At 66.2% G+C, this 19,901-nt stretch carries 19 protein-coding genes; 8 read left to right on the top strand and 11 right to left on the bottom strand.

Features of this window, described 5'->3' with window-relative positions:
• Positions 1-66 precede the first annotated feature (66 nt).
• The 4 genes from XH87_RS17400 to radA all read right to left on the bottom strand — a co-directional run bounded on the left by XH87_RS17400 (position 67) and on the right by radA (position 4,742).
• Positions 67-807: an SDR family NAD(P)-dependent oxidoreductase gene (locus XH87_RS17400; RefSeq protein ID WP_271588217.1), complete on the bottom strand. Its 741-nt coding sequence runs from the start codon at positions 805-807 to the stop codon at positions 67-69.
• A gap of 139 nt (positions 808-946) precedes the next feature.
• Complete coding sequence (gene purF, locus XH87_RS17405) at positions 947-2,470, bottom strand: amidophosphoribosyltransferase (RefSeq protein ID WP_035705952.1); 1,524 nt, start codon at positions 2,468-2,470, stop codon at positions 947-949.
• Positions 2,471-2,498: 28 nt separating this feature from the next.
• On the bottom strand, positions 2,499-3,128 hold the full coding sequence (locus XH87_RS17410) for a CvpA family protein (RefSeq protein WP_035705950.1): 630 nt from the start codon (positions 3,126-3,128) through the stop codon (positions 2,499-2,501).
• Positions 3,129-3,296: 168 nt separating this feature from the next.
• On the bottom strand, positions 3,297-4,742 hold the full coding sequence (gene radA / locus XH87_RS17415; RefSeq protein WP_271588218.1) for a DNA repair protein RadA: 1,446 nt from the start codon (positions 4,740-4,742) through the stop codon (positions 3,297-3,299).
• Between the two features lie 193 nt (positions 4,743-4,935).
• Here radA and XH87_RS17420 point away from each other — a divergent pair, with 193 nt between their 5' ends.
• Together XH87_RS17420 and XH87_RS17425 are read left to right on the top strand one after the other, a co-directional pair.
• Entirely contained in the window at positions 4,936-6,084 is a 1,149-nt protein-coding gene (locus XH87_RS17420; protein WP_271588219.1) for an ABC transporter substrate-binding protein, read from the top strand.
• Positions 6,084-8,150, top strand: coding sequence for a putative bifunctional diguanylate cyclase/phosphodiesterase (locus XH87_RS17425; RefSeq protein WP_271588220.1), 2,067 nt, complete (start codon positions 6,084-6,086; stop codon positions 8,148-8,150). The genes XH87_RS17420 and XH87_RS17425 overlap by 1 nt, the downstream gene beginning before the upstream one ends.
• A 12-nt stretch (positions 8,151-8,162) precedes the next feature.
• On the opposite strand, the gene XH87_RS17430 is transcribed toward XH87_RS17425, so the two are convergent.
• Entirely contained in the window at positions 8,163-8,888 is a 726-nt protein-coding gene (locus tag XH87_RS17430) for a sulfite exporter TauE/SafE family protein (protein WP_271588221.1), read from the bottom strand.
• A gap of 387 nt (positions 8,889-9,275) precedes the next feature.
• On the opposite strand from XH87_RS17430, the gene XH87_RS17435 reads away from it, so the two are divergent.
• On the top strand, positions 9,276-9,644 hold the full coding sequence (locus tag XH87_RS17435; RefSeq protein ID WP_158670542.1) for a GFA family protein: 369 nt from the start codon (positions 9,276-9,278) through the stop codon (positions 9,642-9,644).
• 3 nt (positions 9,645-9,647) lie between these two features.
• Here XH87_RS17435 and XH87_RS17440 read toward each other — a convergent pair whose 3' ends face one another.
• Positions 9,648-10,418, bottom strand: a complete 771-nt coding sequence (locus XH87_RS17440) for an exodeoxyribonuclease III (protein WP_271588222.1) — start codon at positions 10,416-10,418, stop codon at positions 9,648-9,650.
• Between the two features lie 42 nt (positions 10,419-10,460).
• Here XH87_RS17440 and XH87_RS17445 point away from each other — a divergent pair, with 42 nt between their 5' ends.
• Complete coding sequence (locus XH87_RS17445) at positions 10,461-10,679, top strand: cysteine rich repeat-containing protein (protein WP_035705923.1); 219 nt, start codon at positions 10,461-10,463, stop codon at positions 10,677-10,679.
• Between the two features lie 82 nt (positions 10,680-10,761).
• On the opposite strand, the gene alr is transcribed toward XH87_RS17445, so the two are convergent.
• On the bottom strand, positions 10,762-12,027 hold the full coding sequence (alr, locus tag XH87_RS17450; protein ID WP_199763163.1) for an alanine racemase: 1,266 nt from the start codon (positions 12,025-12,027) through the stop codon (positions 10,762-10,764).
• Between the two features lie 62 nt (positions 12,028-12,089).
• Positions 12,090-13,595 carry a replicative DNA helicase gene (locus XH87_RS17455; RefSeq protein ID WP_271588223.1) on the bottom strand — a complete coding sequence of 502 codons (1,506 nt, stop codon included), beginning with the start codon at positions 13,593-13,595 and terminating at the stop codon, positions 12,090-12,092.
• 550 nt (positions 13,596-14,145) lie between these two features.
• Between XH87_RS17455 and XH87_RS17460 the strand changes: the two genes are divergently transcribed.
• Entirely contained in the window at positions 14,146-14,349 is a 204-nt protein-coding gene (locus XH87_RS17460) for a transcriptional regulator (protein ID WP_271588224.1), read from the top strand.
• A 23-nt stretch (positions 14,350-14,372) separates the two neighbouring features.
• Here XH87_RS17460 and XH87_RS17465 read toward each other — a convergent pair whose 3' ends face one another.
• Positions 14,373-15,623 (bottom strand): SAM-dependent methyltransferase, encoded by a 1,251-nt coding sequence (locus XH87_RS17465; RefSeq protein ID WP_271588225.1) that lies wholly within the window; start codon positions 15,621-15,623, stop codon positions 14,373-14,375.
• A gap of 276 nt (positions 15,624-15,899) precedes the next feature.
• On the opposite strand from XH87_RS17465, the gene XH87_RS17470 reads away from it, so the two are divergent.
• The 3 genes from XH87_RS17470 to XH87_RS17480 all read left to right on the top strand — a co-directional run bounded on the left by XH87_RS17470 (position 15,900) and on the right by XH87_RS17480 (position 18,038).
• Positions 15,900-16,853, top strand: a complete 954-nt coding sequence (locus XH87_RS17470) for a hypothetical protein (RefSeq protein ID WP_271588226.1) — start codon at positions 15,900-15,902, stop codon at positions 16,851-16,853.
• A 109-nt stretch (positions 16,854-16,962) separates the two neighbouring features.
• Positions 16,963-17,559, top strand: a complete 597-nt coding sequence (locus tag XH87_RS17475; RefSeq protein ID WP_271588227.1) for a TetR/AcrR family transcriptional regulator — start codon at positions 16,963-16,965, stop codon at positions 17,557-17,559.
• Positions 17,560-17,570: 11 nt separating this feature from the next.
• Positions 17,571-18,038 carry a PaaI family thioesterase gene (locus XH87_RS17480; RefSeq protein WP_271588228.1) on the top strand — a complete coding sequence of 156 codons (468 nt, stop codon included), beginning with the start codon at positions 17,571-17,573 and terminating at the stop codon, positions 18,036-18,038.
• Positions 18,039-18,160: 122 nt separating this feature from the next.
• Here the strand turns inward: XH87_RS17480 and rplI are convergent, their stop codons facing one another.
• Both rplI and XH87_RS17490 read right to left on the bottom strand, forming a co-directional pair.
• Positions 18,161-18,760: a 50S ribosomal protein L9 gene (rplI, locus tag XH87_RS17485; RefSeq protein WP_035705895.1), complete on the bottom strand. Its 600-nt coding sequence runs from the start codon at positions 18,758-18,760 to the stop codon at positions 18,161-18,163.
• A 44-nt stretch (positions 18,761-18,804) separates the two neighbouring features.
• Entirely contained in the window at positions 18,805-19,785 is a 981-nt protein-coding gene (locus XH87_RS17490) for a DUF2232 domain-containing protein (RefSeq protein ID WP_271588229.1), read from the bottom strand.
• Positions 19,786-19,901: the final 116 nt, after the last annotated feature.

Consider the following 19,901-nt stretch of genomic DNA (forward strand, 5'->3'; position numbering starts at 1 on the left):
CTGCGCTTTCCGGTGTCGACCTCGGCGGTATAGACGTTACCCGTCGCGCCATCGCCATGATGTCAATCAGGCCGGCGCGCGGAAGCTCATCAGGCTGCGGGTCTTGTAGTCGTAGAACTTGCCGGTCTCGGTCCAGTCCGGCGCGCACATCGGCACGATGAATTCGGCGACCTGCTCGGGGGTGTCGAGCGTCGCCGGATCCTCGCCCGGCATCAGCGTGGCGCGCATGCGGGTGCGGACCGGGCCGGGATTGAAAAGGTTGACGCGCAGCTTCGTATTCGCGGTCTCCTGCGCCCAGGCGCGAGCCAGCGTTTCCAGCGCGGCCTTGGAGGCGGCGTAGGGGCTGACATAGGCGGTCGCCTTGTTGGCGGCGCCCGAGGTGATGAACACCGCGCGGCCGGCATCGGACTGCTTCAGCAGCGGCTCCATGCAGCGGATCAGCTGGAAGTTCGCGGAGACGTTGACGGCCATCACGTCGTTGAAGGTCTTCAACTCGATGTGGCCGATCGGCGAGGAGGGGCCGAGCACGCCGGCATTGCCGACGAGGATATCGAGCTTGCCATAGCGTTCATGCAGGCCAGCGCCGAGACGCGCGATGCCGTCGGAATCGGTGAGGTTGAGCGGCACCAGGGTGGCGCTGCCGCCGTCCTTGCGGATCTCGTCGTCGAGCTCTTCCAGCCCGCCCTGCGTCCGCGCCGTCGCGACGATGTGGGCGCCGGCTTCGGCGAGCGCGAGTGCCGTGGCGAATCCGATGCCGCGCGAGGCGCCGGTGACGAGAGCGATGCGGTCGGCGAGAGGCTTTGTCATGGCCGCGTTTTACAGGCGTGGATGGCCGGGACAAGCCCCCGCTTGGGTCGTCATTCCGGGATGGTGCGAAGCACCAGACCCGGAATCTCGAGATCCCGGGTTCGATCCTGCGGACCGCCCCGGGATGACGGCTGCGGCGTCAGCTCGCCTCCGCCAGCAGCGACAATTGTCGCGGCTGCTGCTCGGTCTGGGTCTGGTCGGTGAGGTGGGTCGGATAGGCGCCGGTGAAGCAGTGATCCGAGAATTTCGGATTGGCGGGGTCGCGGCCGGGCTCGCCCATGGCGCGGTACATGCCGTCGATCGACAGGAAGGCGAGCGAGTCGGCGCCGATGATCTCGCGCATCTCCTCCAGCGAATGCGTCGCCGCAAGCAGGCCGCCGCGATCGGGCAGGTCGATGCCGTAATAATCGGGATAGAGGATCGGCGGCGAGGCGAGGCGGAAATGGACTTCCTTGGCGCCGGCATCGCGCATCATGCGCACGATCTTCTTCGAGGTGGTGCCGCGCACCAGCGAGTCGTCGATCAGGATGATGCGCTTGCCCTCGATCGCGGCGCGGTTGGCCGAATGCTTCATGCGCACGCCGGATTCGCGGATCGCCTGGGTCGGCTGGATGAAGGTGCGACCGACATAGTGGTTGCGGATGATGCCGAGCTCGAACGGCACGCCCGAATGCTGGCTGTAGCCGACCGCGGCGGGCACGCCGGAATCCGGCACCGGCACCACGACGTCGATCGGCACGTGGCTCTCGCGCGCGAGCTGGGCGCCGAAGGCCTTGCGCACCTCGTAGACCGAGCGGCCGTGAACGATGGAATCCGGCCGCGAGAAGTAGATGTATTCGAAGATGCAGGGACGCGGCGCCATCGGCGGGAACGGCTTGTGGATGTCCTGGCCGTTCTCGTCGAACACGATGACTTCGCCGGGCTCGATGTCGCGGACGAAGCGCGCGCCGATGATGTCGAGCGCGCAGGTCTCGGAGGTCAGGATCGGGCAGCCGTCGAGCTCGCCGAGCACCAGCGGGCGGATGCCGCGCGGATCGCGCGCGCCGACCAGTTTCTTGTTGGTCAGCGAGACCAGCGCATAGGCGCCTTCGATCTCGCGCAGCGCGTCGATATAGCGCTCGATGAAGCGGGCGCGCCTGGAGCGCGCGACCAGGTGCAGGATCACCTCGGTGTCGGTGGTCGACTGCATCATCGCGCCATGCCGCACCAACTCGCGGCGCAGCGTCAGGCCGTTGGTGAGATTGCCGTTGTGGGCGACGGCGAGACCGCCGGCATTGAGCTCGGCGAACAGCGGCTGCACGTTGCGCAGGATGGTGGCGCCGGTGGTGGAATAGCGGACATGGCCGACCGCGACATTGCCGGGCAGGCGGTCGATCACCTCGCGGCGGGAGAAGGTGTCGCCGACGAGGCCGAGGCGGCGTTCCGAGTGAAAGCGGCTGCCGTCGTAGGAGACGATGCCGGCGGCTTCCTGGCCGCGGTGCTGGAGGGCGTGAAGGCCGAGCGCGGTGATGGCGGCTGCATCAGGGTGACCGTAGATGCCGAATACGCCGCACTCCTCGCGCAGCGTATCTCCCTCCAGATCGTCCTGAACCTCCAGTGCGGCCGGGCCCGGACCGGCGTTTGGATCGAGATCAAGTTGGGCGTCCTGGTCAGGGTGTCGCATCTCGTCCGCGCCTCTCTCTAGGGCTCTATCAACGCGCCGCAGGTTTCTCGATCAGCTTCTTCATGCCGTCACGAGCAGATTTACTGTATCCGTCGCCGCTGCCCGAAGGCTGCTGCTCGGATTCAGCTTGATCGTCATCTGGTTTGTTTTTCTTGAATCTCTTCAAGATGGTGTTCTCGGGGTCGTCAGGCAAGAGGGCCATCAGCCAGTCCCCGGTTCCCTGGAGCACCACGCGGGACTTGGCCGCCGTGACCCAGTCCGGGCGCTGCTTGTCCGGAACCAGCCAGGTGAAGAACAGGAAGGCGACCACGACGATCAAAAGCCCGCGAGCCAGGCCAAACAGAAAGCCCAGGGTGCGGTCCAGCGCGCCGATCCGCGAATCCAGGATCATGTCGGAGATCCGGACCGTGATCACGGAGACCACGACCAGGGTGCCGACGAACACACCGGCGACGACGACCACGCTCGCCACCGTGTCGTTGTTGAAATAGGTCTTGGCGGTCGGCAGCAGCTTCGAGAACGAGTACAGCGTCACGATCGCCGCCGCGCCCCAGGCCGCGATCGACAGGATTTCGCGCATGAAGCCGCGGACCATGGCGAGCAGGCCCGAGATCAGCATCACACCGAGCAGGATCAGGTCGAGGAGTGTTACTGGCATCGGCTGGTCTGGTCCGCTCGTACTTCGAAGGTGCTCTAGCCGAATCGGTGTTTTGCCGCTGCCCTAAAGGAAGGGCAGACGGCGTTCCCGGCAAGGCCGCAACCACGCAATCCCATGCTGCTTTTGTGACGGCTGTATAGCGGCGGGGGCCTCCGGCGTCACCTCCGGCTAACCCTCTCCACGGCGGAATCTTGCCGGTGTGGCATTTTTCTCTGCCGGCGGGGTCGATTCGCCCCGGCGGGAGCCGCGGGCGGCGATCTCGGCCACCAATGTCGTCAGGCTGTTCACCGCATTCAGCGACAATCCGGCATCGCCGCCGGGCTCGCCCCGTGCCGATTCGGGCAGCACGGCGCGCTGAAAGCCCAGTTTTGCCGCTTCCTTCAGCCGGGCCGGGGTCTGCGCCACCGGGCGCACCACGCCCGAGAGCGAGATCTCGCCGAAATAGACGGCGTCAGTCGGTAACTGCGCATTAACCAGGGACGATACCAGTGCCGCGGCGGCGGCGAGGTCGGCCGCCGGCTCGTGGATGCGCAGGCCGCCGGCGACGTTCAGATAGACGTCGTGGCCGGACAGCTTGACCCCGCAATGGGCCTCCAGCACCGCCAGCACCATCGACAGCCGGCTCGGGTCCCAGCCGACCACGGCGCGGCGAGGGGTGCCGAGCGAGGTCGGGGCCACCAGCGCCTGCAACTCGACCAGGACGGGCCTTGTGCCCTCGATTCCTGCGAAGACGGCGGTCCCGGGCGTGCCGAGATCGCGCTCGGACAGGAACAGCTCCGAGGGGTTGGTCACTTCGCGCAGGCCAAGCCCCGTCATCTCGAACACGCCGATCTCGTCGGTTGGGCCGAAGCGGTTCTTCACGGCGCGCAGGATGCGGAATTGCTGCGAGCCTTCACCCTCGAACGACATCACCGCGTCGACCATGTGCTCGACCACGCGGGGACCTGCGATCTGGCCGTCCTTGGTGACATGGCCGACCAGGATGATGGCCGCGCCGGTTTTCTTGGCAAAGCGGATCAGCGCCTGCGCGGAGGCGCGCACCTGCGTCACCGTGCCGGGCGCCGATTCCACCGTATCGGTCCACATCGTCTGGATCGAGTCGATCACGATCAGCCGGGGCACCGCGCCCTCCGACAGCGTCGAGACGATGTCTTCCACCGACGTCTCGGCGGCAAGCTGGACCGGCGCGTCCGACAGCCCGAGCCGCTCGGCGCGCAGGCGCACCTGCGCGACCGCCTCTTCTCCGGAAATGTAGACGACGCGGTGGCCTGCGCGCGCCAGCAGGCTGGTGGCCTGCGTCAGCAGCGTCGACTTGCCGATGCCGGGATCGCCGCCGACCAGCAGCACCGAGCCGCGGACGAAGCCGCCGCCGGTGACGCGGTCGAGCTCGGTCATCCCCGAGGACAGGCGCGGCGCATCCGGGCTCCTGCCGGAAAGGCTCTCCAGCGCGAACGTCCGGCCCTTGCGCTTGGAGCGGATCGACACCGGCACGCTGCCGCTGGTGTCTTCTTCCGCGAGCGTATTCCACTCGCCGCAGGACTCGCACTTGCCCTGCCAGCGGTTATAGGCGGCGCCGCAGTTCTGGCAGACGAAGGAAAGCGTGTTCTTGGCCATGGGGAGCGGTTGAGTCGAGGGTTCGGCTTGCTGATAGCACGGAATGACGGGGCGATCGCCGGCGCTCCGAATATCTCAATTCGTCACGACAAATAACCTTTCATTAGCTCTGTGCCGCCGTGGCCGGACGGATTTTGCGAAGTGTTAGCGGACGGCGGTCCAGTCTGGGAACCATCAGGGGCGACGAAGAGAAATGACGGGATTTCTGCGAATATTGCTGGTTGCAGGCACGGCCTGCGGCCTCGTCGCGTCCGCCGGCCACGGCTTTGCCAAGCCCCTCGACGTGGTTTTCGTCAGTCCCGGCAAGACCGGCGAGGTGTTCTGGGATATGGTCGCGCAGAGCATGCAGGCCGCCGGCCGCAAGCTCGACATGCGTGTCGAAGTGCTGACCAGCGAGCGCAATTACCGCACCATGCAGGAGCTCGGCTTCGGCGTGGTGGCACGCCGCGACAAGCCCGATTTCCTCATCCTGTCGAACGAGGAATCCGCCGCCGTTCCGATCCTGGAGGCCGCCGAGGCCGCAGGCGTCAAGACGCTGCTGCTCTCCAACACACTGATCGGCGAGGATGCGGCGCGACTTGGGCCGCCGCGGCAAAAGCTCAAGACCTGGCTCGGCGACATCACGACCGATCTTCAGACCGCGGGCGCACGGATGGCCAACGCCCTGATCGCGGCGGCACGTGCCGAGAAATGGCAGAGCGCGGACGGCAAGATCCATATTCTCGGCATCGGCGGCGACGAGATCACGCCCGCCTCGATCGCGCGTAACGCCGGCCTCAAGCTCGCGGTGGATGCCGCGCCTGACGTCGTGGTGGACCGGCTGCTGTTCGCCAACTGGACGCAGTCGGAGGCCGAGCAGGTCACGACGAATTATCTGGGCTGGGCCTCGCGCAAGGAGATCCGGCCTGCCGGCATATGGGCGGGAAACGATCCGATGGCGCTTGGCGCGTTACGTGCGGCGATCGCTGCCGGCCTTGTGCCCGGTCGGAACATCGAGGTGGTGGGTCTCAACTGGTCCGAGGACGCGCTGCGCGAGATCGAGGCGGGCCGCCTGCTGCTGACCGACGGCGGGCATTTCCTGCTCGGCGGCTGGTCGATCGTTCTCCTGCGCGACTATGCCGATGGCTGCGATTTCGCAGCCGTTTCGCCCCACGTCGAGGTCAAGACGTCGGCGATCACGCGCGACAATCTCGCTTCGGTCGGCGACCTCATCAGGACGCGTGCGTTCGACCGGATCGACTTCACTCGGTTCCGGGCAAAGGCCGGGCGCTGCGGACGATATGACTTCTCGCTCGATGCGCTCATCTCGTCGCTGCCGCTTCCCGAAGGCGTCGCGGACTGATGCGCAAGGATGAGGCGATGACCGATCCGGATCGCAGCCAGCGGGCAGCGCCGCCGCGCTTGGGCTCGGTCGTCCACGCGATGATCTGGGCCACCGTGCCCGTTCTGCTGCTGGTGCAACTGCTCGCCTCCGCTGGCGTCGAGGCATCGAGCTTCTGGTCGCAGGTCAGGCAGCTCGACGCCCGCATGGCCCGCGTCGCCGAGAGCCGGGCCGAGCTGATTGCCGAGCCGCTCTGGAAGATGCGCTACGACCAGGTCACGGGCGTGCTCAACGAGATCATGCACGACGAGACCATCGCGGCGGCGGCCGTCTATGACGATACCGGCGCCGCCATTGCCCGCGTGGTCGCGCGCCCCGAAGGCCAGTCGGTCGCGGAGGTCTCGCGCCCGATCCATTACAGCAACGGCAACATGGCCGTTCAAGCCGGCCGCATCGCCATCGCCTATTCCCGATCGACGCTGTACGCGGATGCGGGCAGCCGCCTGGCGCTGCTGCTGGTCGTCGGCCTGCTCGCAACGTTTGCGACCCTCATCGCCATGCGGATCTCCGCCAACATCTTCATCGGCAGGCCGCTTGCGGCCATGATGTCGGCGATCCAGCGCAGCAAGCAGGACGGTCGGGCCTACCCGGCGGACGTCACATCCTCGAACGAATTCGGCCAGCTCGCGCGCGCCTTCAACGCCATGCAGCACACGACGTCGGGCGCGCTGGACCGGCTCGGGCACATGGCCACGCACGATCCGCTCACCGGGCTGCCGAACCGGCGCTCCCTGACCGAGCGCCTTGCCGTGGTAAGCCGGGACGGGGGCTCGCCTGACACGCTGGTCGCGTTCTGCTTCATCGATCTCGACGACTTCAAGGGCATCAACGACACCTTCGGCCATGAGGCAGGCGACGAGTTCCTGGTTCAGATTTCGGAGCGTCTTCGTCGCGCGGTCGAAGCGGAGGACTGGGTTGCCCGGCTCGGCGGCGACGAGTTCGTCGTCATTCGTCCCGAGGTGAGCGACGAGCAGGCAGCGCACGCATTCGCTCAGCAGGTGCTGGACGTCATTTCCGAGCCGATCCGCCTCCACGACAAGCAAGTGATGCCGCGCGCCAGCATCGGCCTTGCCGTGCGCCGCGCCGACGATCCGGAGCTGTCGCACCTGCCAACGCTCGCCGACATCGCGCTCTATCATGCCAAGAGCAAGGCCCCCGGCACGGTCGCCGTGCTGGACGAAGCGCTCCAGCGCGACTATCGCCGCCGCAGGGATCTCGAGCTCGCCATTCCCGCCGGCTTCGCCGAGGGGCAGTTCGAGGTCTGGTACCAGGGCCAGGTCGATCTCGAAAGCCGCGAAGTCGTCGGTCTGGAAGCGCTGATCCGCTGGCGCCATCCTGAACATGGCGTGATCGGCCCCGGCGAATTCTTGCCGCTGATCGAGCGCAGCGGCAACAATGCGCGACTGACCCGCTACGTGCTGACCGATGCCTGCCGGGCGTTGCAACAATTGGCCGCCGCCGGCAGGGCGCAGATCCGGATCGCGATCAATTTGCCGCCGTCCGAACTTGCCGACCATTCGCTCGCCGCCGAGCTGCGCGCCACCTGCTCGCGCTTCGATGTCGCGGCCGCATCACTCGAGCTCGAGATCACCGAGGGATCGCTGATCAACAATATCGCCAGCGCCTCCGAAACGCTGCATCGCCTGCGGCGCCTCGGTGCCACGATCGCGCTCGACGATTTCGGCACCGGCTACAGCTCGCTCGCGCATCTCAGGCGTTTCCCGCTCGACAAGGTCAAGATCGACAAGGCGTTCATCCGCGAGATTCCCGACAGCGCGGAAGACAAGGCCATCGTCGGCGTCATCGCATCTCTCGCCGGCACGCTGGGGCTGACCCTCGTCGCCGAAGGCGTCGAGCGCGCCGAGCAGGCCGAAGCCATGCGCGAGATGGGCGTGAGGCTCGGGCAGGGATTCCTCTATCAGCGGCCGCAGCCGCTCGCGGCCGTGCTGCAATGGCTCGAGGGGCAGCCGGCGGCGAGCCGTCCCGTCATTGACAGCCGGCCGATCACGCCCGAATTCGCCGCCTGAACCGCGGCCGTCTCACGGCTGAGCTGCGTTCCAGAGCATCGAGAGCCCGGCCGCAATCATGATCGCGTCCATCACCAGGCGGAACACGTCCGGCTTCAGATGCAGCACGAAGTGCTTGGCGATGAAGGCGCCGGACATCAGCGAGGCGCCCGCGATCAGGCCCTTTAGGAAGACGTCGCCGGTCATCGCGCCGAAACGTTCGAAGGTCACCGATTTCGCGAAGTAGAGGCCGAGCGAGGACGCCGCTTCCGTTGCCAGGAAGGCGCCCCTGGAGAGGCCGTAGAAGAGGAACAGCGGAACGCTGAGCGGGCCGGTCGAGACCACGATGCCGGTGAGATAGCCGATCACGGCGCCGCCGATGGCGAGGTGCCAGAGATTGGCCTTGAGGTCGTGCCGCGCCAGCCAGTGCCGCACCGGCACCATCGCAATCAGGAAGATGCCGATGGTGAGGTCGACCGCATGCGAGGGCAGCGCCAGCAGCGTGCGTGCGCCGAGCGCTGCGGCCGGAATGCCCGTCACCGAATAGGCCGCGCAGGCCCGCCAGTCGACCTCGCGCCGCCAGGCCAGGATGCGCGAGAAATTCGCCATCACGGACGCCACCGCCATGATCGGCACGGCTTCTTTCGGCCCGTAGGCATAGACCAGCACCGGCATCAGCATGATCGACGAGCCGGTGCCGACGATGCCGGATATGGTGCCGGCGACGAGGCCGACGGTCAGGACGAAGAGAAAGGCCAAAACAGTCTCCACGAATCAGGAGAGTCTAGCCGCGGGCAGTCATGCGGGCGATGCGTGTTCGGCGAGGACAACCATCCCGCAGCGCGTCGGCCATCGGGACCGTTGGCCTGAATCACAAATTTGGCGCGCCGCCGCTGGCCGCGCAAGTATTGACGGACTTCCGGAAGCGGTCCCGCCCCGGGGAATTCTTCGATTGCAACACTGTGCCGGTGCTTTGCCCGACGGGTCAATTCGGACGTCGGAAGAGGCGTAAGTCATTGAGCACACAGGGGGCGGCTACTGTGCATGGGGTTGTTTTCTCATGTTTTGCCTGGGCGCCCGGCTGCTGACAGCATGTTGGCAGCAGGGGCCGGCTACGACATGTGCTGACAAAACGGAGAGCGGATCATGCCGATCGAGGCAAGCTGTCATTGCGGTGAGACCGTGTTCGAGGTGACGGAGGCGCCTTCGAGCCTGACGCGCTGCACCTGCACGCTCTGCACCAAGCGCGGCGCACTGTGGGCCTATTACACGCCGGCGCAGTTTCGATTGCTGTCACCAGCGGAGAACGTCGCGACCTATCTTTGGGGCAGCCGCACCGTCAAACACCATTTTTGCGCAAGCTGCGGCTGTGGCACCTATTCGGAGTCGCCGGACTGGTCGACCGGCAAGCCCGACTTCGACAATCCCAAGGTCGCCGTCAACGCGCGCCTGTTCGACGATTTCGATCTCGACGCCGTGCCGGTGAACGTGATCGACGGCAGGAATTTGTGGTGAGGGTCACCGCAACACCACCCACGCCGGCGCGTGATCGCTCGCGCCATCCTCGCCACGGATCTTCCTGTCGACGCCGGCTTTCGCCAGGCGCGGGGCGAGGGCGGGGCTGAGCAGGAGATGGTCGAGCCGCAGGCCGGCATCGCGCGGCCAGCGGTTTCGCTTGTAGTCCCAGAACGTGTAGATGCGCTTGCCCGGGTGCAGCTCGCGGATCGCGTCGCGCCAGCCTTGATCGACCAGCGAGGCAAACGCCGCACGGCTCTTCGGCTGGATCAGCGCGTCCTTGTCCCACGAGCGCGTCGGGTAGATGTCGATCTCGTCGGGCGCGACGTTGTAGTCGCCGGCGAGCACGACGGGCAGATCCTGCTTGATGAACGTTTTGGCGTGGCGCTTGAGCCGCGCGAACCAGTCGAGCTTGTAGTCGAATTTCGGTCCCGGCTGCGGATTGCCGTTGGGCAGGTAGATGCTGGTGACGATGATGCCGCACACGGCCGCTTCGATGTAGCGGGCTTCGAGATCGTCAGGCTTTCCCGGCAAGCGGTCGCGAGTGAGAATCGGCTCGGCGTCGCGGGCGAGGATGGCGACGCCGTTCCACGTCTTTTGTCCACACCATACCGCGCCGTAGCCCGCCTTTTCGATCGCGGCCGCCGGAAATTCGCCATCACTTGCCTTCAACTCCTGAAGCGCGACGACATCGGGCTTCGCGAGGCGCATCCATGCCAACAGATTGGGCAGACGGCGGTTGATGTTGTTGATGTTGAATGTCGCGATCTTCATGTAGAGAGCTACCGGCTCCTGCCTTCCGCCACCGGAGATACCATGTCCAAGTTGAGCTTCGTCACCATCGCACTCGTCGTCGCGTTCTCCGGAGGCGCATCGGCACAATCGTCCGATCCGCGCGGAGCGTGCAAGGCGGACTATGACAAATTCTGCGCCGGCGTCGCGCCGGGCGGCGGCCGTGTCGTCGCCTGCCTCAATGGCAAGCGCGACCAACTCAGCGCTGCTTGCAAGACGGCGATCGACAGTCGGAAGAAGTAGGTCTCGCGCTCCGGCTCTGCAGCGCAGCACGCCGCGAAGCTGCGCTGCGTTCGGGGCACGAGAGTCTCTATCGGGATCGCGACTAGCTCGGCAGCGGCGGCGGGCTCGCCGGCTGCTCGACCGGGGACGGCGAAGGAGGTTGTTCGGTGGCCGGCTTTGCCAGCGGCTCCTCGACATTGCCGCCCTTGTAGACTCGGGCATAGCGGTGGCCGAGGCTGGTCAGCACCTCGTAGCCGATCGTGCCGAAATGGTGCGCGAGTTCGTCGACGGTGATTCCGTCGCCGAGCAGTGTCACCATGTGGCCCCGCCGCGCCGCGTTCGGCGGCAGGTCGGTGATGTCGATCGCGATCAGGTCCATCGAGATGCGGCCAGCGATCGGGCAGCGCTTGCCGGCCACGATGATTTCGGCGCCGCGGGTGCCGTCGTTGGAGCTGGCGGCGCGGAAATAGCCGTCGGCATAGCCGACCGCGATGATCGCAAGCTTGGTCGGCCGCCGCGCGGTCCAGGTGCCGCCATATCCGACGGTCTCGCCGCGCTCGATGGTGCGGATCTGCACGATGCGCGCCTTGAGGTCGACCACCTGCTGCATCGGATTGTCGGCCTCCGGGGTCGGGTTGACGCCGTAGAGCGCAGCCCCCGGCCGCACCAGGTCGAACTGAAAGGGCGCGCCGAGGAAGATGCCGGAGGAATTGGCGAGGGCCGCCGGGACGCCTGAGAACTCACTGGCAATGCCGCGGAAGGCTGCGAGCTGTCTTGCATTGACCGGGCTGTTGAGCTGCTCGGCCGAGACCAGATGGCTCATCACCAGCGTGATGCCGTGATCGCCGGCGTTGATGCGGGGAATGATGGCCTGCGCGTCCGATAACGTCAGGCCGAGCCGGTTCATGCCGGTATCGATGTGAATGGCCGCGCCTCCGGTCCAGCCGCTGCGGCGGCAGAACACGTCCCATTCGGCGAGCTCGTTGAGATCGCCGATCACCGGACGACAATTGATCCTGGCGTAGTGCTCGCCGGTGTTCTGGAAATAGCCGCCGAGGACGTAGATCGTGGGCTCCGGAACGGCCGCGCGCACCTTGCGCGCTTCCTCGATGGTGGCAACGAAAAAGGTCTTGCAGCCGGCCTTGCTCAGCGCACGGGCGACCTGCTCGGCACCGCAGCCATAGGCGTCGGCCTTGATCACCGCCGAGCATTCGGCCGGCACCGCCGTCTTCTCGAGCTTGCGCCAATTGGCGATGATCGCGTCGAGGTCGACGGTCAGCACGCCGCCATAGGCCGCGAGCGCGGCAGCCTGATTGGCCTCCGCGGAGAGTAGGCCGGATTGCGGGATCGTTTTCGGGTCGGACGCCATTGTCATGGCGCCGTTTTACGCAAGAGACAAGCGCGGTTCAACCCGCGGAACTCGGTGAGGACCTAGTAGTCGCTGCGTTCCGGCAGCTGGCCGTCATGCGCGAGGTCGCCGAAGCGCGTGACCGAGGCGTCGAAGTGCAGCTCGACCGTGCCGGTCGGACCGTGGCGCTGCTTGCCGATGATGACTTCGGCGCGCCCGACCGTGCGCTCCATGTCGGCCTGCCATTTGGCGTGCTCCTCGGTGCCGGGACGCGGCTCTTTCATGGCGAGGTAATATTCCTCGCGGAACACGAACAGCACCACGTCGGCGTCCTGCTCGATCGAACCGGATTCGCGCAAGTCCGAGAGCTGCGGGCGCTTGTCGTCGCGCGATTCCACCTGGCGCGAGAGCTGCGACAGCGCGATGACGGGGACGTTGAGCTCCTTGGCCAGCGCCTTCAGGCTGGTCGTGATCTCCGTGATTTCCTGCACGCGGCTGTCGCTCGCGCGCTTGCCCGAGCCAGACAGGAGCTGGATGTAGTCGATCACGAGCAGGTCGAGGCCCTTCTGGCGCTTGAGCCGGCGCGCGCGCGCCATCAGCTGCGCGATCGACAGGCCGCCGGTGGCATCGACATAGAAGGGCAGCGACTGCAGCTCGATCGAGACCTGCCGGATCTTCTCGAAGTCGGCCTCCGAGATGCCACCGCGCCGGATGTGGGAGGAGGGGATGCCGGTGCGCTCGGCCACGATACGCGTGGCGAGCTGGTCGGCCGACATTTCGCAGGAGAAGAAGCCGATCACGCCGCCATTGGCGGCCTTCATGGTGCCGTCGGCCTGGAGCTCACCGACATAGGCCTGCGCGACGTTGTAGGCGATGTTGGTCGCCAGCGACGTCTTGCCCATGCCGGGGCGTCCCGCGACGATGATGAGGTCGGAGTGCTGCAGGCCGCCCATCTTGGTGTCGAGGTCGCGCAGGCCCGTCGAGATGCCCGACAGCTTTCCGTCGCGCTGGAACGCTTTTGCGGCGAGATCGACCGCGACCGTCAGCGCCTGCGAGAACTTCTGGAAGCCGCCGTCATAGCGGCCGGATTCGGCGAGTTCGTAAAGCTTGCGTTCGGCGTCCTCGATCTGCGCCCGCGGCTGGAAGTCGACCGGTGCGTCATAGGCGACGTTGACCATGTCCTCGCCGATGCCGATCAGGTCGCGCCGCAATGACAGGTCGTAGATGGTGCGGCCATAGTCCTGGGCGTTGATGATGGTGGTGGCCTCGGCGGCGAGCCGCGCCAGATATTGTCCGATGGTCATGCCGCCGACATCTGTATCGGCGGGCAGGAAGGTCTTCAGCGTGACGGGCGTCGCGATCTTGCCCATCCGGATCAGGCTGCCGGCGGTCTCGAAGATGGTCTGGTGCAACGGCTCGAAGAAATGCTTCGCCTCCAGGAAATCGGAGACGCGGTAGAAGGCGTCGTTGTTGACCAGGATCGCGCCCAGAAGGCTCTGTTCTGCCTCGATATTATGCGGCGCGCTCCGATAGGCGGGAGTTCCGGCGTCGGGCGCGAGTTTGAGAACGTTCGAATCAGTCGGGGCCATGGTCGGACGTGCTTAGCAATTTTCCTGGGCGGATGCGGGGCCGGGATAAAGCGCCGCCTCGGTCCAAAGCGGAAGCAAAAGCTGACCGCTATCAACCGCTCAGTTAAAATGGTGGATGATTGGCGGTCGCAGCACGCGCCGCGCTTGACGGATTTTCGCGGAACTCGGTCGTCCCAGAAGCGGCCGCGGTCGCACCATGGAAAAATCCCGAAACCGATGAACCCCGTTGACTTGCGCGCAGACGTATTGAGAGCGCGCGAAATGACGCACGCTGGCCGCCTTCGGCTCGGATTCAGACCAGCAGGAGGTAGACCAACGCAACCAGGGCGGCCCCGACGCCGGTGACGATCAGGGCATAGTCGGTGCGGAGGTCGTCCTGCACGTCGAATGAGGTTTGAGGCTTTTTGCTCATGGCGACGGTCTAGGACAGGCCCGACCGGGGTTATGTGAAGCAGATCACATCTCCCCGGATTCTTTCGGGGGTTATGCCGGAACAGGAAGGCGGGCCGGAGATTGTCCCATTTCCCCGCCGACAGGGACGAGGCGAGCGATGCGGCCAGAACGGCAGCACCAGAACTGGCGAAGCGAGGCAGGCAGCCGGCTTTGGCTGTCCGGGTTGATCGCGGCCATGCAGCACGCTGAACGGGCTGACGTGCGTCGCCAGCCGGTCGCGCCCGAGATCCTGCTGCAATTGCGGGCGCAACTGGCGTTAACGGCTTCTTTCCGGACCTCCCGGATGTCGACCCTGCGTTAGGACCGTTGACCAGGGACCTGGACCTATTCACCAGCCAGCTTGAGCCAGGGCTTGGTCGCGCCTTCACGAGCCCGCAGCCGGGCTTCCTCCCGCGGGATGTAGTCGCGGGTCATCGGCACCACGCCCTGGCAACGGGTAAGCTGGATTTGGAAGTTCATCATGGCTTGCTTGCGGAACGTCATCTCGCAGGCCGCCAGATAGAATTCCCACATCAGGGCGAAGCGCTCGTCGTAGAGCTGCACGGCCTCCTCGCGCCGCGCCATGAAGCGCTCTCGCCAGGCCTTCAGCGTCTCGGCGTAGTGCAGGCGCAGAATCTCGATGTCGCAGACCAGGAGGCCCGCGCGCTCGATTGCCGGCAGCACCTCCGAGACGGCGGGGATGTAGCCGCCGGGGAAGATGTATTTGGCGATCCAGGGATTGGTCGAGTCCGGGCCCTGCGAGCGGCCGATCGCGTGCAGCAGCATGACGCCGTCCTCGCTCAGCAATTCGGCGCAGCGTTGGAAGTAGGCGTCGTAGAATCTGGCCCCGACATGTTCGAACATGCCGACCGAGACGATGCGGTCGAACGTACCGTCGATGTCGCGATAATCCTGGAGCAGGAATCTGGCCGAGCCCGTCAGGCCTTTTTCGGCGGCGCGCGCGTTGGCGACCTGCAACTGCTCGGTCGACAGCGTGACTCCGGTGACATCGGCGCCCGCGATCTCGGCGAGATAGAGCCCGAGGCCGCCCCAGCCGGAGCCGATGTCGAGCACGCGCTGGCCGTCCTTGATGAGGAGCTTCGCCGCAATGTGCCGTTTCTTGGCAAGCTGCGCGTCGTCGAGCGGCATCTCGGGCGTTTCGAAATAGGCGCAGCTATATTGCTTGTCGGCATCGAGGAAGAGCGAATAGAGCCGGCCGTCGAGATCGTAGTGATGGGCGACGTTGTGGCGGGAGCGGGTGCGGGGATTGAACTGCTTCAGGTGCCGCGTCAGGTAGCGCAGGTGCCACCACGGCTTTGCCCACTGCGGCAACAGGTCGGGTTGATCGAGCAGGATCGCGAGGGCATCGGCTATGGTGCCGCGCTCGACCACGAACTCGCCGTCCATATAGGCCTCGCCAAGCCCGAGTTCGGGATTGATGAGGATCTTTCGCTCCGCGTCCGCGGTGACGAAGCGCACCGCAACCGGCTCGCCAGAGCCATCGCCGACGGTAAACCTCGATCCGCTCGCGCCGGTCACCGTCATCGACCCGCGGCGGATGAATTGAGTCAGGAATCTACGCAACAAACGGTCCATCGACATTTCCTCTCGAGCGAACCCGAAGGATGCGACTAACCCGGCCTTCACATCTGACGCCCAGGCGCCGCAGCGGTTCCTATGCGTTTGCATCGAAAATCTAGCGAGGCGGTTCCAGTCGCGCTATGGCGTTACATTCAATGCCGATATTCGAAAATCGCTTAATCACATCCTTGAGCGTGGAGCCTGCTTCCATTCGCGGCTCAATCGGTTAAAAGGTGACCGCCGCCGCGCCGGAAGCCGGCGCATTCGCGGAATTCAATGGAGATGATGGGAATGTCGAGCCGAGCGCTCAGCCTCGCGACGGTATTGCTTCTGATCGGCTTCGGCACGGCCGATACCGTTCTTGCGCAGGCGACGAACCTCGAGGCCGGCAAGACCCCGTCCCAGCTTTTCGCGCAGACCTGCAATGCCTGCCACAAGAGCCCGCGCGGACTGTTGAAGTCCGTGGCGCCGGGTTCGCTGCCGGGATTCCTGCGTCAGCACTACACCACGAGCTCGGACATGGCGGGCGTCCTCGCCTCCTACCTCGTCTCCAACGGTGCCACCGACACCCGCTACCAGGCCAAGGACGGCAAGAAGGACGGCGCCAAGGAGAAGGAAGCGAGCACCGCTCCGGGCCAGTCGCCCGAGCATCAGGGCCGCCGCCACCGCTCGCAAGAGGCCGGCAGGCCGGAGGGCGAGGCCACGCCGGCCGCCGCCGAGGGCGCGCGCCAGAAGCGCGCTGCGCGGCCCGCCGAGGAGGGCGCGAGGCCGGAAGGACAGGCAGCGCCCGAGGGGCGCAAAGGCAAGCGGCGCGCTAAACCCGGGACCGAGGAAGCGCCGAAGGTCGATTCCGCAGCGCCCGCTACCGAAGACAAGAAGACTGAGCCAAAGCCAGAGACGGTCAAGCCCGACAGCGCCAAGGCAGAGCCCGACAGCGACAAGGCATCCGAGAAGCCGGTTGAGACCAAGCCTGATAGCGCGAAGGTCGAGCCGCGTGGCAGCGAAGCTCCGGCGTTACGACCCGATCCGGTCCCGCAGGTAACGCCGGCTGCACCGGCGGCCGCAAAGCCCGCCGAGCCGGCGTTGCCAAAGCCGGCGGAAGAGGCTGTTTCCAGGCCGGCCGCGCCTGCGGCCAGCCCCGAACCGGCGGCCAAGCCGCGGCAGGAGCCGGCACCGCCCGCGACCGCTGCCGCTCCGCCCGCGGCGCCAGCGGGCGGTCCGCCGGCACCGCCGATCTCGCGTTAAATCCGTTACGTTCTCCGCATCGACATGGGGAGGCCGCCTCACCGCGGCCTCCCTATCGTATTGACCAAATCTAGAGTATTGCTCTAGAGTGATACTCTAGGAGGCGTCGATGGCGGCGAGCGTGCGAGACGATCTGTTGGCAGCCGGGTTGATGGTGTTCGACCGCGTCGGCTTCGAAGCCGCGACGGTAGCCGCGATCCGCACCCGGGCGCGCGCCTCCAATGGCAGCTTCTTTCACGTCTTCGGCTCGAAGAAGGAGCTCGCCGGTGCGCTGTTTCTGGAGGTCTTGCGGCACTATCACGCCGCGGTGCTGGCCGCGCTTGATCCCGTCCCCGACGCGGAGCAGGGCATCGATCGCCTGATCCGGGCGCATCTCGACTGGGTCGCGACCAGCCGGCGCGAGGCGCGCTATCTCTTCGAGATCTCGCGCAGCGAATGGGGCGAGGACGTGCGCGCCGCCCAGCGCGCGCAGAATGCGCGGCTTGCCGAAGGCATCGAGCGCTGGCGCGCGCCGCTGGTTGCAGGCGGCGAGCTTCTGCCGATGACGCCGGCGATGTTCGTCAGCCAGCTGATCGGTCCGGCGCAGATCTTCTGCCGCGCCTTCCTGTCGGGGCGCGACCGCGCCGATCCGCGCGTTGAGGCCGATACGCTGATCGCCTGCGCCATTCGTGCGCTGAGGCCACCCGATTACGTCAACAAGCAATAGGGAGAGACTGCATGCGGGCCGAAGCTGATCCGGAATTCGCGCCAATTGCCGAGCGCATCCACGCCAATGTCGGCCGGCAGGGTTTTATGAACCTCGTGGGCGCCGAGCTGTCCGAATTGTCGCGCGGCACCTGCACCATCGCGGTGGAGCGCCGTCCGGAGCTGCTGCAGCAGCACGGCTTCTTCCATGGCGGCGTGACCGCCTTCCTGGTCGATAACGCCACGACGATCGCCGCCGCCGCCTCGCGCGGCCAGCCGGCGCTGACGGCTGAATACAAGCTCAATCTGCTGTCGCCCGCGGTCGGCGAGAAGCTGATCTGCCGTGCCCGGGTGATCAAGCCGGGCCGTCAGGTCTCCGTGGTCGCGGCCGACGTGTTCTGCGTCAGCGACGGTGTCGAGAAGCATACGGCAACGGCGCTGGCCTCGATCGCGATGTTGAGCGAGGACGTCGCCGCGAAAACGAAAAGCCCGGCCGCCTGAGGCAACCGGACTTTTGATGGCCTTCGTCATTCCGGGATGGCGCGCGAGCGCCAGACCCGGAATCTCGAGATTCCGGGTTCGGTCCTGCGGACCGCCCCGGAATGACGAGTTGTGTTGTCGGCTTACTTCTCTTCCGCAGCCGGGGCCGGCTCGACCTCGTCGTGCTCGGCTTCCGGATCGAAGAACTCGCCGGCGGCGGCGATCGCCTCGGCTGCCGCATCGCGGTCTTCGTTGCGGGTCGAGATGTCCTCGCCGCGGTTGATGCGCTCCGCCTCGTCCTGGCTGCGCGCGACCGTGACGGTGATCTCGACCTCGACCTCGGGGTGAACGGCAACGGTGACCGTGTGCTTGCCAATGGTCTTGATCGGCGCGTCGAGCTGCACCTGCGGGCGGTCGAGATGGACGCCGTCGGTCTCGAAGGCGGCGACGATGTCGCGTACCGTGACCGAGCCGAACAGCTGGCCGGCTTCGGAGGCCTGGCGGATCACGATGATGTTCTTGCCCTCGATCTTCTCGGCGACCTTGGACGCTTCGCCCTTGGCCTTGAGATTGCGGGCTTCGAGCTCGGCCTTCATGCCGTCATACCTGGCCCGGTTGTCGGCGGTGGCGCGCAGCGCCTTGCCGCGCTTGAGCAGGAAATTGCGGGCGTAGCCGTCGCGAACCTTCACGACTTCGCCCATCTGGCCGAGCTTGTTGACGCGTTCCAGCAAAATGACTTCCATATTCATTCTCCTTTTGAAGTGCTCTGTAGGTTTCGGGGTTTAACTCAAGGGGTTGGCAGTGGCGGCGGCTGCCGGCTGCGCAGGAAGCGCTCGCGGAAGCCGAACACGGCATCGGCAAGGCCGAGGATCACCATCGCGATCACGGGCCATCCGAACACGACGATGACGACATAGGTCGAGCCGAGCCAGAACGTGCGGCTCCTAAGGGCGAGCGTCAGCGTATGCAGCACGGCGAAACCGGTCAGCGCATAGGCCATCATGAGCGCGGCCGTGGCGATCTGCGCGACGATGGCGAGCAGCCCGCCGGTGAAGCTGAAGGCGAGGGCGATGCAGAGCGCCACCAGCGTCATCGGCGGCAGCGCAGCCGTCATCAGGTCCGGCCAGGGACGGCGCAGCCGACCGGACGTCGCGGTCACCTTGGCGCTGAGCCAGAGATTGAGGGTCAGCGTCATCATCGCGATGATGGTGGCGGCGGCTGGCGCGATGCGCACCAGCGCGTCGACGAACTGACTGGCTTCGCCCGAGGTCTGCGGGTCGGTGGCGCGGAGGAGGCGCATCAGGCCGCGCCGCAGCGTGCCGGTGATGGTCTCGGCGTCGGTGCCGAGCGTGAGCAGGGCGGCGACCGTGGTCAGCGTGGCGAAGCCTGCGATCCAGAGCAGGATGCGGCCGACCGGGTACCACTCGATCTCGGGCTCGGCCGGCGGTTCGGCAGCGGTGGCGTTGGGCGCGACACCTCCCACCTGCCGGCCGAGCAGGACGAGATGGCCGAGCCACCAGGCCGGCAACGCGACGGTGACGGCGAAAGCGATGCAGTAGGGCAGGCCGAACAGGGCGCCGAGGCCGATCGCGGCCGCAATGCCGCCAAGGCTTGCGCAAAGCGGTCCCCAGCCGATCGCGGCGACCATCAGCGGCAGCGGTGCGAGATAGAACAGGACGAGCGAGATCAGCGCGCCCGAGATGATCGAGGCGAACATCAGGGCCGACGCGGCGCCGGCGATCAGGGCAATCAGTGCAAAGGCCATCATCAGCTGTCCCGCTCCCTTCGAGCGGTTAGAGGCGTCGTTTGCCCCAACCATCGGCGACCGGACGACCCGGAAGCCTTATGAGTTCAAATCAGTTACGACCGGCGGCGCAACGGCCG

The sequence above is a fragment of the Bradyrhizobium sp. CCBAU 53415 genome, from assembly GCF_028128735.1.
Classification (GTDB): Bacteria; Pseudomonadota; Alphaproteobacteria; order Rhizobiales; family Xanthobacteraceae; genus Bradyrhizobium.

Coding starts and splice junctions, on each gene's coding strand:
- XH87_RS17445 (WP_035705923.1), top strand. CDS start 10,461: ATGTCCAAGTTGAGCTTCGTCACCATCGCACTCGTCGTCGCGTTCTCC.
- XH87_RS17400 (WP_271588217.1), bottom strand. CDS start 807: ATGACAAAGCCTCTCGCCGACCGCATCGCTCTCGTCACCGGCGCCTCG.
- XH87_RS17480 (WP_271588228.1), top strand. CDS start 17,571: ATGCGGGCCGAAGCTGATCCGGAATTCGCGCCAATTGCCGAGCGCATC.
- XH87_RS17435 (WP_158670542.1), top strand. CDS start 9,276: ATGCCGATCGAGGCAAGCTGTCATTGCGGTGAGACCGTGTTCGAGGTG.
- XH87_RS17455 (WP_271588223.1), bottom strand. CDS start 13,595: ATGGCCCCGACTGATTCGAACGTTCTCAAACTCGCGCCCGACGCCGGA.
- alr (WP_199763163.1), bottom strand. CDS start 12,027: ATGGCGTCCGACCCGAAAACGATCCCGCAATCCGGCCTACTCTCCGCG.
- XH87_RS17490 (WP_271588229.1), bottom strand. CDS start 19,785: ATGATGGCCTTTGCACTGATTGCCCTGATCGCCGGCGCCGCGTCGGCC.
- XH87_RS17465 (WP_271588225.1), bottom strand. CDS start 15,623: ATGGACCGTTTGTTGCGTAGATTCCTGACTCAATTCATCCGCCGCGGG.
- XH87_RS17460 (WP_271588224.1), top strand. CDS start 14,146: ATGCGGCCAGAACGGCAGCACCAGAACTGGCGAAGCGAGGCAGGCAGC.
- XH87_RS17410 (WP_035705950.1), bottom strand. CDS start 3,128: ATGCCAGTAACACTCCTCGACCTGATCCTGCTCGGTGTGATGCTGATC.
- XH87_RS17440 (WP_271588222.1), bottom strand. CDS start 10,418: ATGAAGATCGCGACATTCAACATCAACAACATCAACCGCCGTCTGCCC.
- purF (WP_035705952.1), bottom strand. CDS start 2,470: ATGCGACACCCTGACCAGGACGCCCAACTTGATCTCGATCCAAACGCC.
- XH87_RS17420 (WP_271588219.1), top strand. CDS start 4,936: ATGACGGGATTTCTGCGAATATTGCTGGTTGCAGGCACGGCCTGCGGC.
- XH87_RS17475 (WP_271588227.1), top strand. CDS start 16,963: ATGGCGGCGAGCGTGCGAGACGATCTGTTGGCAGCCGGGTTGATGGTG.
- rplI (WP_035705895.1), bottom strand. CDS start 18,760: ATGGAAGTCATTTTGCTGGAACGCGTCAACAAGCTCGGCCAGATGGGC.
- radA (WP_271588218.1), bottom strand. CDS start 4,742: ATGGCCAAGAACACGCTTTCCTTCGTCTGCCAGAACTGCGGCGCCGCC.
- XH87_RS17425 (WP_271588220.1), top strand. CDS start 6,084: ATGCGCAAGGATGAGGCGATGACCGATCCGGATCGCAGCCAGCGGGCA.
- XH87_RS17470 (WP_271588226.1), top strand. CDS start 15,900: ATGTCGAGCCGAGCGCTCAGCCTCGCGACGGTATTGCTTCTGATCGGC.